Raw genomic sequence first — 16,135 nt, 5'->3', positions numbered from 1 at the left:
GGACGGCCGGCAGGCGAAGCAGCGGAGCGAAGCGGGAATCCATTCGGCGGGCAACATGGCGGCGCGCAATCCAAAGAGTGACGATGCTGCCAAGTTAAACACGCGGATGGAGCAGGAATAATGGTTAATTATCGGGTGTTCAATGAGAAATTCTCATCGATGACGCGGTGATTTCGGCGCCCAGCGCACTTGCGAAACGCTCGGCCGGGCGCGACCGGTGTTCGAGCAGCACGACCGCGCGGCCCATCTGCGGCTGGCCGAACGGCAAGCGCGTGACGGGCGGCAGACGCGCGAGCGTCGAGTCGGGAAGCGCGACGATCGCCGCGCCGAGCCCGCGCGCGACCATGCGCGCGATCGTCTCCGCGCTGTCGAGCACCATCTCCTCGCGCACGCGCACGCCGATGCGGCGCAGCTCGGCGGCGATCATCCGGCCGGCCCACGCCTGCGCGTCGAAGCGGATGAACGGCAGCGCCTCGAGCAGCGTGCGCGCGTCGCGCTCCGCGTAGTGCGGCGGCGCGAGCAGCCAGAAGCGGTCTTCGTAGAGCGTGGTCCAGGTGAGTTCCGCCGGATGCGGGCGCACCGGGCGTGTCGTGATCGCCGCGTCGAGTTCGCCGGCCGCGACGCGGTTCGCCAGTTCGGCCGACATGCCGGCCGATACGTGCACGCGCAACGACGGATGCGCGTCGCGCAGCGCGAGCAGCGCATCGGGCAGCGGGCCGGACAGCGCGGTCTGGATCGCGCCGACCCGCAGGCGGCCGACGAGCTTCTTCTCGTCGCTCAGCGCATCGGGAATCCGGTCGACCATCGCGAGCACCTGCTCGGCCTGCGCGACGAGAATGTTGCCGGCTTCGGTGAGTACCGGCTGGCGGCGCGAACGGTCGAACAGCTGGACGTTGTATTCGCTTTCGAGCGTCTTGATCTGCAGGCTCACGGCGGACTGCGTGAGCCCGATCGCCTCGCCGGCGCGTGCGAAGGTCCGGTATCGGGCGATCGCGACCAGCGTTCTGAATGCGCGTAGTGACATGGACTCGGTGAGGTGGGCGGCCGGAGCCGGCACGCGGATTGCTCGATGATGCCGGCGGCGGCGCATGGACGGCACGCCGATCGCGCACCGATGGCCGCGGAAGCGGGCGTACGCAGCCCGCACGCTGGCGGACATCATGCCCGTGCGTGCGGAAACGGGCAACCGCGGCATTGGCAGGCCGACGCGAACAGCGTGGTGCGGTGCGGCGCGTGCCGCCCATACGTGTTTCATCGATGCCTCGGGGCGACGCGGGCCGTCGCGTTTGTCCCGGTCCTTCGCGGAGGGAACGATGCCTGACGACCCCGGTGATGTAGCCCGCGCGAGCTATCGCGCGTATGTCGACAAGGACCGCGACGCGATCGAAGCGCTGATCGCGCCGGACTTCCATTTCACGAGCCCGCTCGACAACCGGCTCGACCGCGACGCGTATCTGGCGCGCTGCTGGCCGAACAGTGCGATGCTCGCCGGCTTCGACTTCGTCGACGTTGCGGTGCACGGTGAATACGTGTTCGTCGTGTACGAAGCGGAAACGAGCGCCGGCCGGCGCTTCCGGAACGCGGAGCGATTGCGCGTGCGCGACGGGCGGCTCGTCGAGGCCGAGGTGTATTTCGGCTGGTATGTGCCGCACCAGGCGCCCGATGGCGGGTTCGTTGAATCGGGTGGTTGAGGGCGCCGCATCGGCGTGCCTAACCCGCCGCATTCTCTCCCAGCGCCTGAATGAACCGCGAAAACAGCTCCGGCTGAGACGAGATCCCGAGCTTCGCGTAGAGATGCCGCCGATGCACCTTCACCGTCTCCGGTGAAATCGCCAGCCGCTCCGCGATCGCCTTCGACGAATTGCCGCGCAGCACCATTCGCGCGATCGACATCTCGCGATCCGTCAGCACGCCCGCGCCGAAGCGCGCGAGCGCCTGCTCGACGCGCGCGCCGAGATCGTCGTCGGGCGTCGCGCGCGCGGCATCGCCCACCAGCCGCCAGTGCTGCCGGATCGCCGCGAGCACCCACGGCATCGCGGCCGTCAGCTTGCCGAGCGGCTCGACGTCGAAGCGCGTGGACGCGCCGAGCGACAACGACAGCAGCAGGTCGGGGTTCGGCCGCAGCAGGATCTGGATTTCGTCGTCGCCGACCGCATCGCGGAAGTAGCTCAGGAAATACTCGCTCTGCCGGAACAGGTCCGGCGCGACTTCCTCGAGCCGGTAGCAGCCGTCGGCGAGCCCGTCGTGCGCGGCCTGCAGGAACGGATCGAGCAGATATAACCCATTGAGGTAAAGCGGCACCGGCGACGCGCTGTCGGTGCCGCCCGTGTCGTACTCGTCGAGCACGAGCGGCACGCCGTCGCGGCCGATCGCGGTCGCGAGCGCGTTGTCGAACGGCGCCATTTCGTTGAGCAGCAGCACCAGGAACCGCCAGAAGCGCGGCTGGCCGAGATGATCGATTGCGCGGCCGAGCGCCTGGTGCATCGCGATTTCGGAGAAGAGTCGATCCATACCACCACCGGAGGGCGTAACACGAAGGGGGAATAGCGGTCCTGAATTTGGCTTCCTAGACTGCCACGCAATCAATCGGGCCCGAGTATGGGTGTTCAAAAAAACGGCGCAAAGGATCTGTCCGCACATGAAACGCGCAGGCGTAGTGCATAGGCAGACGGACCACAAGCACAGGAGAACGAAATGGCGATGATGTCGGAATCGACGGGCACGCTGCAAGCGACGCCTGCCACGGAAGACGCGCCGCGCGCGTTGTCGCAGACGCTCAGCGTGCGAGATGCGGTGATGATCACCGTGTCGGGCGTGACGCCTGCAAGCTCGATCTTCGTGATCGCGCCGTTCGCGATCCAGCAGGCCGGCAGCGGCGCGGTGCTGTCGTTCGTGCTCGGCGGCGTGCTCGCGCTCGCGTTCGCGCTCTGCTACGCGGAGCTCAGCGCCGCGCACCGCAGCGCGGGCGGCGAGTACGTGATGGCCAAGCGCGTGTTCGGCACGCTGCCCGGCTACCTGACTTTCATCACGGTGCTGTCCGTCAGCGTGTTCATCCCGGCCGTGCTCGCGAGCGGCGCCGCGCCGTACCTGAACAACGCGCTCGGCACGCACTTCGGCAATCAGTCGGTCGCGCTGACGATCGTGCTGCTCAGCTACGTGCTCGGCATGCTGAACATCAAGACGAATGCGTGGATCACCGGCGCGTTTCTCGTCGTCGAGATCGGTGTGCTGATGCTGATCGCGGGGCTCGGCTTCGGCTCGCCGCATCGCGGCGCCGAGGTGCTGGTCGCGCCGGTCGTCGCGAGCGGCAATGTGCTGGTGCCCGCCACGTTCGCGGCGATCGTGCCCGCGATCGGCACGGCGATCTTCTGCTACAACGGCTTCGGCTCCGCCGCGTATCTCGCGGAAGACTTGCGCGGCGGCAACCGCAACGTCGCGAAGGCGGTGATCTATTCGCTGCTGGTGATCCTCGTCGTCGAACTGATCCCGCTCACCGCGATCGTGCTCGGCGCGCCGTCGCTGACGGAGCTGACGAAGAGCGCCGACCCGATCGGCTATGTCGTGCGTTCGCTGAGCAACCCGGTGGTATCGCGCGTGGTCAGCGGCGGGATCTTCCTGTCGGTGTTCAATGCGATCATCGCGATCGTGATCACGATGGGACGCCTGCTGTACAGCAGTGGCCGGCATGCGCTCTGGTCGCGCACCTGCAACCGCGCGTTCTCGACGATCCATCCGCGCTTCGAATCGCCGTGGCTCGCGACGCTCGCGCTGGCGGTGCCGTCGTCGGGGCTGGTGTTCGTGTCGAGCCTCGACGAGCTGACCGCGTTCACGGTCGACCTGCTGCTGCTGATCTATCTGGTCGTCGGGCTGGCCGCGCTGGCGAGCCGGTTCGTGCGCCGCGACGTCGAACATCACTACCGGATGCCGCTGTGGCCCGTGACGCCGCTCGTCGCGGTCGCGGGCGCCGCGTACACGTTCTATACGACGCTGGCAACGGCGACCAAGCCGACCGACCTGATCATCATCGGCGCGCTGCTGGCGGCCGCGCTCGTGATGTATGCGGTCTGGGCGCGCCACAGCGACGCATTCCGCGCGCTCTGAACGCCGCATCGAAACCTCGCCATACCGAAACACCGAACCATTGAAACACGGGAGGAAATGCATCATGCGCACGAGGGATCTCGGCATCCGCATCGGACTCGGCACGCCGGGCCGTTTCAACGCGATCACGGACGTACCGGGCGTGCGGGTCGGACATTGCACGCTGAACGTCGAGAACGGCGACGCATCGATCCGTACCGGCGTGACCGTCATCGAGCCGCGCGCGGGCGCCGCGCACGATTCGCCGTGCTTCGCGGGCGTCCACGTGCTGAACGGCAACGGCGATGCGACCGGGCTCGAATGGATCCGCGAAGCCGGCCTGCTGACGACGCCGATCGCCTATACGAACACGCACAGCGTCGGCGCGGTGCGCGATGCGCTGGTCGCGAACGAACGCGAAGCGGCGGCCGGCCGCGTGTACTGGTGCATGCCGGTCGTGATGGAAACCTACGACGGACTGCTCAACGACATCTGGGGGCAGCACGTGAATGCCGCGCACGTACAGCGTGCGCTGGCCGCGGCGCAGTCCGGGCCGGTCGCCGAGGGTGGCGTCGGCGGCGGCACGGGGATGATCTGCCACGAGTTCAAGGGCGGCATCGGCACCGCGTCGCGGGTGGTGGCGGCCGACGCGGGCGGCTGGACCGTCGGCGCGCTCGTGCAGGCGAACTACGGGGTGCGTGAGATGCTGCGCGTGGCCGGCTATCCGGTCGGCGAAGTGCTGCGGCACGTGCATTCGCCGTTCCGCGCGCCCGATGCGCGAGGCGAAGCCGGGATGGGCTCGATCGTCGTCACGATCGCGACCGACGCGCCGCTGCTGCCGCACCAGTGCACGCGCCTCGCGCAGCGCGCGAGCGTCGGGCTGGCCCGTGTCGGCGGCGGCACGGAGGATTCGAGCGGCGACATCTTCCTCGCGTTTGCGACGGGCAACCACGGGCTGCCGGCCGCGAACTACGGCAGCAAGGGTGCGCCCACGACGGCCGTGACGATGGTGAACAACGACCATATCTCGGCGCTGTTCGCCGCCGCGGCGGAAGCGGTGGAGGAAGCGATCGTGAATGCGCTGCTGGCGGGGAGCGACGTCGAATCGCGCGGCGCGCGGGTCGAAGGGCTGGGGCAGGCGCGCTTGCTCGATGCGTTGCGCGAAGTGGGGTGGCGGCCGGGACGCGGCACCTGAAACGCGATGCGCCGCTTCAATCGAAGCGGCGCGGCGGGCAGGGTCGTTGCGGCGAGCGGTCGGCGCGTCGTGCGCGCGCGCATGCGATGCGTGTGAAGCATGCGATGCGTGCGCGGCGGGCCTGGCCGTGACGACGCGGCGTCATGCTCAGCTGCCGAAGTAGACGTTGCAGAAGCTGACGGGGCCGACGCATGCGTTCGGATCTTCCTGCTTCAATTGCGCACGATCGACGCGACCTGCGGCCTGGACGGCTTCGGCGCGGTTCGCCGGTTGCTGCGCGTGGTCGGCCGGCGCGGGCTGCGCGTGCGCGACAGCGGCGGTGAGCGACAGGGCAACGAGGGCGAGGTGCAGCGGCTTCATTTGAGTTTCTCCTGGGTCAGTGCCAGTCTCGCTGGCAGTGAGGAAACTATAGGCTCGCACTGCTTGAAGATTAATCGCCGCGGGCGCAGAGCTTATTTCCAATCGGAACAAGGATGACGTTGCGCGCGCATCGATCGTAGCCGACCGCCGTCGTCGATCAATGACGGTGGCGGTTGAACGGCGCGTCCTTGTCCAGCAGCGCGCTGCGGATGAAGTGCAGACAGCCGACGATGCGCTGCATGCGGTGGCGCTCGGCGGGCACCGCGTACCACGCATGCAGCGTGTGCTGCGCGGCGCGGATCGCCAGGTTCACGGATTTCAGCGTGCGCGCGTGGTGGACCGGCGTCGGATCGTCGAAGAAGCGCGGCAGTTCGCGCAGCACCGCATCGACCGACGCGGTCCAGCGCGTCGTCTGCGGTGGTTTCGATTCGCAGAACCCGTGCAGCTCGTCGCGCAGGTCGATCACCGCATGGCCGACCTCCAGGGTCGACAGCATCCAGCGCAGGGCGTCGCGATGCTGTCGCGTGCGCTTGACGAGCAGCGTGCGCAGCTGCGCCATCAGGTCGTGCGTGCTCGACTGGAAGCGCGCCGCGAGGCCCTCGCGCGTGCCTTCGCATGCGAGCTTGATCTGGCGGCGCAGATCGTGCGCGATGCGCGACGTGAGCCACGGCATGTGGGTCGGAAACACCACCGCGAACACGATCGAGCATGCAAGCATCGCGATGACGACGGCGAAGCCGTTGTTGACGAGCACCTCGGGGGTATACGCGATCGCGTTGTCGGGCCCCGCGAGCAGGCAGAAGAACACCGCGAAGCCGATCCCGTAACCGGATAGCCCCGGACGCATCGCGAGAAACGCGCCGAGGCCGAGCACCGGCGCGAGTGCCGCGCACAGCAGCGGAAAGCCGTCGATGTTCGGATACACGTAGCACAGAAACACATAGCCGACCGCCGTGGCGAAAGCGGCACCGACGGCCATCTGCGCGACGAACTTCGACGCGCGCGGCGAAGTCGAGCTCAGCGCGCACGCGATCGCCGTGGCGATCACGGCGAGCGAGCCGCTCGGCCATTCGGACGCGATCCAGAACGCACTCATCGCGCCGACGGCGACGAGCGTGCGCAGGAAGGCGAAGCCAACGAAGAATGAATTGGTCTTCACCGCGTAGTGCGTGACCGAGCGTTCGAACGCATGATCGTCGCGATCGAGCGATGCGTACGTGTCGGCATAGCCGACATACTCGCCGATAAAGCGATACATCAGCTCGATCGCGGTATCGAAGTCGAGCAGGCCGCCGGCCGCGTGATCCTCGATCGCGCGGCGCGACGCGCGGGCAGCCTTCGGCAACGCGCCGTGAAAGCGGCGCAGTTCGAGCAGCGCGCCGGTCGTCGACGCGATCCCGCGCTGCCGCTCGTCGCGCAGCGCGGTGATCCGCCGCGCGAGCCCGTCGATATGCGGCGCGAGGGCGTCGAGCACGGCGTCCGAGCGGTTCGCCCGCAAGCGTTTGACGAGCTGGTGCAGCGCATGCAGGCGTGTGCACGCGTTCATGAACTCGCTGTTCAGCCGCGCGAGCCGGCGGCTGCGCGCGCGAATGTGCGGATCCTCGAACGACGCGAACGCGCGATTGGCCTCGAAGCCGACGATCTCGTCGACGAAATCGGCGAAGCGCCGCTCGAAATCGCCGCGCGCGAGCTCGCCCGACAGCGCGCCGGCCGCGAAGGCCGGGAACTTCACGTGGCGGGCGGTCAGCGAGCGCATCAGCGCCTTCGCGGAGCTGAGCGGCAGGATCAGCGCGCTGACCGCACCGGAGCACGCGATGCCCAGCGCGACTTCCGCGGCGCGCGTGAGCGCGGACTGGAACAGCGTCTGCGGCGTCATCACCGCCGGCAGGCCGATCAGCGCGGCGGTATAACCGGCGAGCACGAACCCGTACCAGCGGAAGTGGCGGTTGCGCACCGCGAGCGCGATGCACACGCCGATCCACAGCGTGATGCCGGCCATGTACAGCTCCGGCTGCTGCGCGAACAACCCGCCGAGCGCGAGCGCGGCGACGAGGCCGGCCGCCGTGCCGAGCACGCGATAGAAGCTCTTCGCGAACACCATCCCCGACAGCGGCTGCATCAGCACGAACACGGTCGTCATCGCGGTGCGCGGCTGCGACATCTCGAGCCGCATCGCGATGCCCATCGCGAGCAGCGCGGCGAACACGGTTTTGGCGAGGTGCAGCCAGATCAGCCCGTCGCTCACGGCCCAGTCGCGCGCGGCGCCGCCGAGCGGATCGAGCCAGGCTCTCCATCGTGCGGGTTCGATGGACGGTCGCTCGATCGCAGGTTGTGGCTTCATGAAAAGGAAAGGGCGCGTGCGGTACCGCAGCGCGTCCGGACGGGTCCGTTCGACTGGTGAGGCGCCGATTGTAGGAGCGCGGCGCGCGGGCATTAACGCAGCTACGGGGAAACGATAGTTGCAGGCCGCGTAACAATCTGTCGCGTCCACTGGAGGAAAATGGCGGCTCCGCTACAGGTTTGCTCACACGAATGGATACCCTACAAAACATGCGGGTGTTTTCGCGCGTCGTCGAGACGGGCAGTTTCACCGCGGCCGCGCAATCGCTGAATTCGACGACGGGCGCGATGTCGCGCGCGGTGTCGGAGCTCGAGGCGCGCCTGCGCACCCGTCTGATGAATCGCTCGACGCGCCGTCTCGCGCTGACGTCGGCCGGCGAAAGCTATCTACGGCGCTGCCGGCAGATCCTCGCCGACGTCGATCGCGCCGAGGAAGAGGCAAGCTGCGCGCACGAGCGGCCGGCCGGCGTGCTGCGCATGCACAGCTTCGCGAGCGTCGGCCATCACTACGTGATGCCCGCGCTGACGCGCTATCACACGCAGTATCCGGACGTGTCGATCGAGCTGTCGCTGTCGCAGCGCATGCCCGACCTGTTCGACGGCACGAGCGACATGGCCGTCGTGACCGCGTCGTCGCTGCCCGATTCGGAACTCGTGTCGCACCTGCTCGGCTCGACCTTCAGCATCCTGTGCGCGTCGCCCGAGTACGTGAAGCGCCACGGCGCGCCGGCACGCCCGCAGGATCTCGGCGCGCACGCGTGCCTGACGCTCTGCACGCCGGCCTTCCCGACCCACGAATGGGTGCTCGAAGGCGCCGGGGGCGTCGAGCAGATCCATGTCGCCGGGCCGGTGCAGACCAATACGGCCGAGTCGCTTGCGCTCGCGATCCGCGACGGCATCGGGATCGGCATGCTGCCGCTGTATTCGGCGATCGACGCGCTGCGCGACGGCACGCTCGTGCGCGTGCTGCCCGAGCACATCCTGCAGAAGATGAATGTCTACGCGCTGTATCCGTCGCGCCGCTTCGTCGACGCGAAGGTGCGTACCTGGGTCGAGATGCTGCGGGCGCAGGTGCCGGGGATGATCGCGCGCGACGTCGAGATGCTGAACGCGATCGACCGCGAATCACAGGCCGCCTGACGGCGAATACGGAAAGAAACAGCATGGCAGCGTGCCGGACGGCGCGCTGTCTGTCCGGCCGCGTCATCACGGGCCGGTTCGCGCGGTATCCGCCGCGCCCGCAGGTCACATGTCATGCGGGCGCGGCGTTGCCGCATGCATTCACAGCGCGGGCTTCGCTGCCACGCCCGATTCGGTTGCGCCCGCACCGGCCGGGCCATAGGCGGTTTGCGCGGCCTTGTGCTCGGCGAGCCGTTTTGCCGCCAGGCGCTCCTGCGCGGCCATGATGTCGTCGGGATAGTTGCCGGCGTCGCCGAGCGACGGGTTGTAGCCGACCGATTCGAGGTCATAGAGCTCCTGCAGCACCTGTGCGCGCGTGACGGGCGACTTTGCGGACTGCGCGAACGACAGGGCCGGTGCGGCGAGCAGGACGGCAGCGGCGGCGGTAACGACGAGCGATTTCACGATGTTCTCCTGTAGACGGGGGTGAGGCCGGTTCAGCGATCGATGCGCGATCCGAACCATCGACGCCAGTCTATGCAGCGCATGCGGCCACAAAAACCCCGATTCCAGGCAGGCTGCTTTCCAGATGGCACAACATTGGCGCACGTCGCCGTGTCGACCCGACTCGTGCGCGGCGACACGGGCATGGCCGGCGGGCGACGCGTCGTCGCGTCACGCGGATCGGCGGTCAGAAGCGCGTGCGCATGCCGATCGTGCCGACGATCTGGTTCGCGGTGCTCGATGCGCCGCCCGACGTGTTGATGAACGCCTGGTAGCCGCGGCCCGATGCGTGCTGGTACATCGCTTCCGCGTACAGGTCGGTGCGGCGCGACAGCTTGTACACCGCCTGCAGGTCGACCTGGTGCCACTTCGGATCGGTGCCGTGCTTGCTGTCGGGGTTCGACACGCTGGCATCCGTGTACACGTAGGCCGCGCCGAGGCTGACGGCCGGCGTCACCGCATAGCGCACGTTCACGTCGTAGTTGTTGAACGCGACCTGGCCGGTGGAGCCGAACGAGCCCGAGTTGTCGTACTGGGAACGCGTATAGACGAAGCCGACCGTCGCCGGACCGAACCCGTAGCTGACCCCGCCGCCGTACGTGCGCATGCGGTCCGCGCCCACCGACCAGCCGCCCTGGCTCACGCTCTTTGCTTCGGCCACGTCGGTCGCGCCGGGGCTCACGCTCGTCGAACCCTTCGTGCCGTTCATCTGCAGGTACGCGCCGGCCAGCTTCAGCGGGCCGTTCGTGTAGCTCGCCGCGACGCTGTACGCGCGGTTGCCGGCGAAGTTCGTCGAGTTCGAGAAGCCGTACAGCGCGCCGACCTTGAAGCCCGCGATCGTGTCGCTCGTGTACTTGACCGCGTTGTTGATGCGCACCGAGTGGTTCAGGTTGTCGTTGTCGAACGGATGCGCGAAGCCCGTATCGCCGAAGTCGCCGGCCGTCGCGGACAGCGGCGCGACGAAGTCGACCATCGTGTCGTACTGGCGGCCGAGCGTCAGCGTGCCGTAGCCGCTGCGGTTCAGGCCGACGTATGCATGGCGGCCGAACAGCTTGCCGTCCTGGCCGAGCGCGCCGTTGTTCGCGTTGAAGCCGTTCTCCAGCACGAACAGCGCCTTCAGGCCGCCGCCGAGGTCCTCGGTGCCGCGCAGCCCGAAACGGCTGCCGTTGATCGTGCCTGTGGTCATCCGCCACTGGGCCCCGCCGTTCACGTTGTTGGTGTACGCGATGCCGGCGTCGATCAGGCCGTACAGCGTGACCGAGCTCTGCGCGTGCGCGAGCGGGGCGAAGAGTGCGGTGGCGGAGGCGGCGGCAATCAGGGTTTTGTTCATGTAATGCTCCTGCGTGTGGGACGGTGATCAAAGTTCGGCGCAAGTGTAGGGGCGCGTCCGTCCGATTCCGGCAGCCGGCGCGCGAGCACACCCTTGCGAGCCGCGCAAGAGTGCGTCATACGGTGTTCACAAACCGGCGCGGCCGCCGGATGCCGTGCGTTTTCGCGGAAGGCGCGGTGCGTGACGTGCGATCGCCGGGCATGCCGTGTCGCGCATTGACAACACGCGCGCAGGCGGCGCGGGAGTTGATCGCCGCACCGCGCACGGGGAGAATGAGCAGTCCCATGCCGGAACAAGGAGACATCGATGACTACGCATCACCGTCCGTCCTTCAGTGCCGCGCTCTGCTACCGCGACCCGAAAGCCGCGCTCGCATGGCTCGAACGTGCATTCGGTTTCGAGCGCTCGCTTGTCGTCACCACACCGGACGGCAACATCGCCCATGCCGAAATGAAATTCGGTGACGGTGTCGTGATGATCGGCGGCACGTGGGCCGACTTCATCGCATCGCCGGAAGACACGGGCGACCGGAATACCCAGCACGTCCATGTGCATCTGCCCGACGACGCGGACATCGATGCGCACTGCGAACGCGCACGCGCGGCCGGCGCGGAGATCCTGCAGGCGCCGGCCGATGCGTTCTACGGCGATCGCATGTATCGCGCGCGTGACCCTGGCCGCCACGTATGGACGTTCGGCAAGCACGTGCGCGACGTGACGAACGACGAGATGAGCGCGGCCACCGGCCTGAAGATCGAGGATTTCCGCTGAATGCCGGACCCGCTGCCCGAACCGGATTTCCCCACCACGCGGCGCGCTGGCGCCGCATGACGCCAGGACCACCATGAATCTCTTCAATGCACGCCTGCGCGGTCGCGACGGGCTCTTCACGATCGGCATCGACGGCGACAGGATCGCGCGGATCGACGCGCAAACCGCGCCGGTCGCGCCTGCCGGCGCCGACGATATCGACGCCGGCGGCCGTGTCGCGATACCGCCGCTCGTCGAGCCGCATATCCATCTCGATGCGGTGCTCACGGCCGGCGAGCCGGCCTGGAACATGAGCGGCACGCTGTTCGAGGGGATCGAGCGCTGGTCCGAGCGCAAGGCGACGATCACGCACGAGGACACCAAGACGCGCGCGCATGCGGCGATCGGCATGCTGCGCGATCACGGCATCCAGCACGTGCGCACCCACGTCGACGTCACCGATCCGACGCTCGCCGCGCTGAAGGCGATGCTCGAAGTGAAGGACGAGGCGCGCGGGCTGATCGACCTGCAGATCGTCGCGTTTCCGCAGGAAGGCATCGAGTCGTTCGACGGTGGCCGCACGCTGATGGAGCAGGCGATCGATCTCGGCGCGGACGTCGTCGGCGGGATTCCGCATTTCGAGAACACGCGCGAGCAGGGCGTCAGCTCGATCCGCTTCCTGATGGAGTTGGCCGAGCGCACCGGCTGCCTCGTCGACGTGCACTGCGACGAGACCGACGATCCGCATTCGCGTTTTCTGGAAGTGCTCGCGGAAGAAGCGCGCGCCCGCGGCATGGGCGCGCGCGTGACGGCGAGCCACACCACTGCGATGGGCTCGTACGACAACGCGTACTGCTCGAAGCTGTTTCGGTTACTGAAGCGTGCCGGGCTGAACTTCGTCTCGTGCCCGACCGAGAGCATCCATCTGCAGGGGCGTTTCGACACGTTTCCGAAGCGGCGCGGCGTCACGCGCGTCGCGGAGCTCGATCGCGCGGGCCTGAACGTGTGCTTCGGGCAGGATTCGATCAAGGACCCGTGGTATCCGCTCGGCAACGGCAATATCCTGCGCGTGCTCGACGCCGGCCTCCATATCTGCCACATGATGGGCTACGAGGACCTGCAGCGCTGCCTCGACTTCGTGACCGATCACAGCGCGACGACGATGCATCTCGGCGACGGTTACGGGATCGCGGTCGGGCGCCCGGCAAACCTGGTCGTGCTCGACGCGGACAGCGACTACGAAGCGGTGCGCAGGCAGGCGAAAGCCACGCTGTCGGTTCGCCACGGGAAGGTGATCATGCGGCGGGAACCGGAGCGCGTCACGTATCCGGAATGACGGGGCGCATGGGAGGCGGCACGCGCCGCCGTGCGGCGCCTTCACTCATTCATTCGTCAAATACATGAGTTGATCAGAAAAATACGTTTGTCTCATGATCGGCCGACGCCTACGATGCGGTCCTGACGGCGGCGTGCATGGTGCGCGCCGTCTTGTCGATCCTCGTTCGCCGACCTCATGCGCTTCGACCTCCCGTCCGCTCCCGCGTCTTCTGCGCCGTCCGTCAGCCCGTTCGCGCGGATGGCTGTCGTCACCATCCTGACCGGCATCGGCGCGGGCTTCGGCGGGATGCTGCTCGCGCTGCTGCTGCACGCGATCCAGCATGTGGCCTACGGCTACAGCCTGTCGCACGTGGTCGGCACCCAGAGCTTCCTCACGGGCGTGACCCTGGCCGACCCGTTGCGCCGGCTCGCGGTGCTCGTCGTCTGCGGGCTCGTCGCGGGCGGCGGCTGGTGGGCGCTCTACCGGTACGGCCGGCCGCTCGTCAGCATCCGCCGGGCGGTGCGGGCGGCCGATCCGCGGATGCCGTTCGTCAGCACGACGGTTCACGCGCTGCTGCAGATCGTCACCGTCGCGCTCGGTTCCCCGCTCGGTCGCGAAGTCGCACCGCGCGAGATCGGCTCGCTGCTGGCCGGGCAGCTCGCGCACCGTGCGGGGCTCACGTCCGCCGACTGCCGGCTGATGGTCGCGTGCGGCGCGGGCGCCGGCCTCGCGGCCGTCTACAACGTGCCGCTCGGCGGCGCCGTGTTCGTGCTCGAAGTGCTGCTCGGCACGTTCGAATTGCGCGCGCTGGTGGTGGCCGTCGTCACGTCGGCGATCGCGGCGGCTGTCGCATGGATCGGCCTCGGCAACGAACATCAGTACACGGTGCCTGCGTTCGTGCTGAGCACGCCGCTGGTCGCGTGGTCGATCGTCTGCGGGCCGCTGTTCGGTTTCGCCGCATACGGCTTCGTGCGGCTCACGACCCGTGCGCGGGCGGATGCGCCGAAGGGCCGGCTGCTGCCTGTGCTCGCGCTGGTCAACTTCGCGGTGATCGGTGTGCTCGCGATGGGGTTTCCGCAACTGCTCGGCAATGGCAAGGGGCCGGCTTCACTGGGTTTCGACGGCACGCTGACGATCGGCGTCGCGGCGACGCTGCTCGTGCTGAAGGTGCTGATCGAGGCGGGCAGCCTGCGTGCGGGCGCGGAGGGCGGGCTGCTGACGCCGGGTCTCGCGAACGGTGCGCTGCTGGGCGTCGTGCTCGGCGGGCTGTGGGGCCTCGTGTGGCCGGGCGCGTCGATTGGCGGGTGCGCGCTGATCGGCGCGACCGCGTTTCTTGCTGCGTCGATGCAGATGCCGATCACGGCCGTCGTGCTGCTGCTCGAATTCACGCGCGTGAATCACGACAGTCTCGTGCCGATGCTGCTGGCCGTGGCTGGGTCGCTCGTGGCGTATCGTTTCGCGCAGCAGCTGGCCGAGCGGCGCGCGAATGCGATCGCGACGGTCGGCACGCCGGAGACGGCGGCGGCGGCGACCCACTGACCAGCGCCGTCATCCGTCAACCGAAGTCATCCGCACGGGCGGCCCGCCGGGGCTGCCCGACGACGTTTTTCTTCCCGTTTCCTCGCCTGTTCTCGCGCGTATCGCCGCCTGATCACGATGGTGCGCACCCCAAAGCGCGTCTTTCGGTTCTGTGCAAGAATCCGCGCGTTTCCGCGCCACCGAACAACGAACCATACGCGCGCGGATGTCCCTATCAGGAAACGAGGAGCTCAAGTTGGTCCAACGCATTTCCCGCTTTTTCACGCAGGTGGTCCACCGCGTGCTGCCCGACCCGTTGATTTTCGCGATCCTGCTGACGATCGTCACGTTCGCGCTCGCATTCGGCCTCACGCCGACCACGCCGGTGCAACTCACGACGATGTGGGGTTCAGGCTTCTGGAACCTGCTCGCGTTTTCGATGCAGATGGTGATGATCCTCGTCACCGGCCACGCGCTCGCGAGTTCGCCGCCGGTGCGCCGCCTGCTCGTTGCGCTCGCAAGCACCGCGCGCACGCCGGGGCAGGGCGTGATGCTCGTCGCGTTCGTCGGCGCGCTCGCCTGCGCGATCAACTGGGGCTTCGGCCTCGTGCTCGGCGCGATGCTCGCGCGCGAAGTCGCGCGCCGCGTGGCCGGCAGCGACTACCGGCTGCTCGTCGCGTCCGCGTACATGGGTTTCCTGAGCTGGCACGGCGGGCTGTCGGGTTCGGTCCCGCTCGTCGCCGCGACGAAGGGCAATCCGATGGAAAAGACCATCGGGCTGATTCCTGTGTCGGACACGATCTTCACCGGCTACAACGCGTTCATCACGATCGGGCTGATCGTGATGCTGCCGTTTCTCGCGCGGATGATGATGCCGAAGCCGGGCGACGTCGTCAGCGTCGATCCGGCGCTGCTCGCGGAACCGCCGAGCGTCGAGCGCCAGCTCGGGCCCGACGCGACGTTCGCGGAACGGATGGAAGAGAGCCGCGCGCTATCGGTCTTCGTTGCGGCGCTGTGCGCGGCGTTCCTCGTGCTGCGTTTCATGCAGAAGGGCTTCGCGCTCGACATCGACACCGTGAACCTCGCGTTCCTCGCGGCCGGCATCCTGCTGCACCGTACGCCGATGGCCTATGCGCGCGCGGTGGCCGGCGCGGCGCGCGGCGCATCGGGGATCATGATTCAGTTTCCCTTTTACGCGGGCATCCAGGCGCTGATGGATCACTCGGGGCTCGCGGGCGTGATCACGAAGTGGTTCGTCGATATCGCGAACGTGCATACGTTCCCGCTGCTCGCGTTCCTCAGCTCGGCCGTGATCAATTTCGCGGTGCCGTCGGGCGGCGGCCACTGGGTCGTGCAGGGCCCGTTCGTGATGCCGGCCGCGCAGGCGCTCGGCGCCGATCTCGGCAAGGCCGCGATGGCGATCGCCTACGGAGAGGCGTGGACCAACATGGCGCAGCCGTTCTGGGCGCTGCCCGCACTCGCGATCGCCGGGCTCGGCGTGCGCGACATCATGGGGTACTGCGTGACGACGCTGCTGTTCTCTGGCGTGGTGTTCGTCGCAGGGATGTATCTGTTCTGACCGAACGCGGCGCGATGCAGGCGGGGCGGCCCGCCGCATCGC

At 68.0% G+C, this 16,135-nt stretch carries 14 protein-coding genes; 8 read left to right on the top strand and 6 right to left on the bottom strand.

What is annotated here, in order from left to right; all coding sequences use genetic code 11:
* Nucleotides 1-139: 139 nt before the first annotated feature.
* A complete protein-coding gene (locus F3J14_RS15500) occupies nucleotides 140-1,024 on the bottom strand; it encodes a LysR substrate-binding domain-containing protein (protein WP_166723741.1) in 885 nt (294 codons plus the stop codon).
* A 289-nt stretch (nucleotides 1,025-1,313) separates the two neighbouring features.
* Here F3J14_RS15500 and F3J14_RS15495 point away from each other — a divergent pair, with 289 nt between their 5' ends.
* Nucleotides 1,314-1,691 (top strand): nuclear transport factor 2 family protein, encoded by a 378-nt coding sequence (locus F3J14_RS15495; protein ID WP_166723740.1) that lies wholly within the window; start codon nucleotides 1,314-1,316, stop codon nucleotides 1,689-1,691.
* Between the two features lie 19 nt (nucleotides 1,692-1,710).
* Here F3J14_RS15495 and F3J14_RS15490 read toward each other — a convergent pair whose 3' ends face one another.
* Complete coding sequence (locus F3J14_RS15490; protein WP_166723739.1) at nucleotides 1,711-2,511, bottom strand: helix-turn-helix transcriptional regulator; 801 nt, start codon at nucleotides 2,509-2,511, stop codon at nucleotides 1,711-1,713.
* A 183-nt stretch (nucleotides 2,512-2,694) separates the two neighbouring features.
* Between F3J14_RS15490 and F3J14_RS15485 the strand changes: the two genes are divergently transcribed.
* Together F3J14_RS15485 and F3J14_RS15480 are read left to right on the top strand one after the other, a co-directional pair.
* On the top strand, nucleotides 2,695-4,101 hold the full coding sequence (locus F3J14_RS15485) for an APC family permease (RefSeq protein ID WP_166723738.1): 1,407 nt from the start codon (nucleotides 2,695-2,697) through the stop codon (nucleotides 4,099-4,101).
* Between the two features lie 64 nt (nucleotides 4,102-4,165).
* Nucleotides 4,166-5,275 (top strand): P1 family peptidase, encoded by a 1,110-nt coding sequence (locus F3J14_RS15480; protein ID WP_166723737.1) that lies wholly within the window; start codon nucleotides 4,166-4,168, stop codon nucleotides 5,273-5,275.
* A 147-nt stretch (nucleotides 5,276-5,422) separates the two neighbouring features.
* Here F3J14_RS15480 and F3J14_RS15475 read toward each other — a convergent pair whose 3' ends face one another.
* The gene (locus tag F3J14_RS15475) at nucleotides 5,423-5,635 is read right to left on the bottom strand and encodes a hypothetical protein (RefSeq protein ID WP_166723736.1); all 213 of its coding nucleotides are present in this window, start codon (nucleotides 5,633-5,635) and stop codon (nucleotides 5,423-5,425) included.
* A 157-nt stretch (nucleotides 5,636-5,792) separates the two neighbouring features.
* A complete protein-coding gene (locus F3J14_RS15470; RefSeq protein WP_166723735.1) occupies nucleotides 5,793-7,976 on the bottom strand; it encodes an FUSC family protein in 2,184 nt (727 codons plus the stop codon).
* Nucleotides 7,977-8,167: 191 nt separating this feature from the next.
* Between F3J14_RS15470 and F3J14_RS15465 the strand changes: the two genes are divergently transcribed.
* Nucleotides 8,168-9,115, top strand: a complete 948-nt coding sequence (locus tag F3J14_RS15465) for a LysR family transcriptional regulator (RefSeq protein WP_166723734.1) — start codon at nucleotides 8,168-8,170, stop codon at nucleotides 9,113-9,115.
* Between the two features lie 141 nt (nucleotides 9,116-9,256).
* Here the strand turns inward: F3J14_RS15465 and F3J14_RS15460 are convergent, their stop codons facing one another.
* On the bottom strand, nucleotides 9,257-9,559 hold the full coding sequence (locus tag F3J14_RS15460; protein WP_166723733.1) for a DUF4148 domain-containing protein: 303 nt from the start codon (nucleotides 9,557-9,559) through the stop codon (nucleotides 9,257-9,259).
* 226 nt (nucleotides 9,560-9,785) lie between these two features.
* Entirely contained in the window at nucleotides 9,786-10,928 is a 1,143-nt protein-coding gene (locus tag F3J14_RS15455; RefSeq protein ID WP_166723732.1) for a porin, read from the bottom strand.
* 306 nt (nucleotides 10,929-11,234) lie between these two features.
* Here F3J14_RS15455 and F3J14_RS15450 point away from each other — a divergent pair, with 306 nt between their 5' ends.
* The 4 genes from F3J14_RS15450 (at nucleotide 11,235) to F3J14_RS15435 (ending at nucleotide 16,093) form a co-directional block, all read left to right on the top strand.
* Nucleotides 11,235-11,699 carry a VOC family protein gene (locus tag F3J14_RS15450; RefSeq protein WP_166723731.1) on the top strand — a complete coding sequence of 155 codons (465 nt, stop codon included), beginning with the start codon at nucleotides 11,235-11,237 and terminating at the stop codon, nucleotides 11,697-11,699.
* Nucleotides 11,700-11,772: 73 nt separating this feature from the next.
* On the top strand, nucleotides 11,773-13,014 hold the full coding sequence (gene codA / locus F3J14_RS15445) for a cytosine deaminase (RefSeq protein ID WP_166723730.1): 1,242 nt from the start codon (nucleotides 11,773-11,775) through the stop codon (nucleotides 13,012-13,014).
* A 177-nt stretch (nucleotides 13,015-13,191) separates the two neighbouring features.
* The gene (locus F3J14_RS15440; RefSeq protein WP_166723729.1) at nucleotides 13,192-14,535 is read left to right on the top strand and encodes a chloride channel protein; all 1,344 of its coding nucleotides are present in this window, start codon (nucleotides 13,192-13,194) and stop codon (nucleotides 14,533-14,535) included.
* A 235-nt stretch (nucleotides 14,536-14,770) separates the two neighbouring features.
* Complete coding sequence (locus F3J14_RS15435) at nucleotides 14,771-16,093, top strand: TIGR00366 family protein (protein ID WP_166723728.1); 1,323 nt, start codon at nucleotides 14,771-14,773, stop codon at nucleotides 16,091-16,093.
* Nucleotides 16,094-16,135 lie beyond the last annotated feature (42 nt).

This window comes from Burkholderia sp. Tr-862 (assembly GCF_011753085.1).
In the GTDB taxonomy this organism is placed as follows: domain Bacteria; phylum Pseudomonadota; class Gammaproteobacteria; order Burkholderiales; family Burkholderiaceae; genus Burkholderia; species Burkholderia ambifaria.
This window is presented reverse-complemented; position numbering and strand designations above follow the sequence as displayed.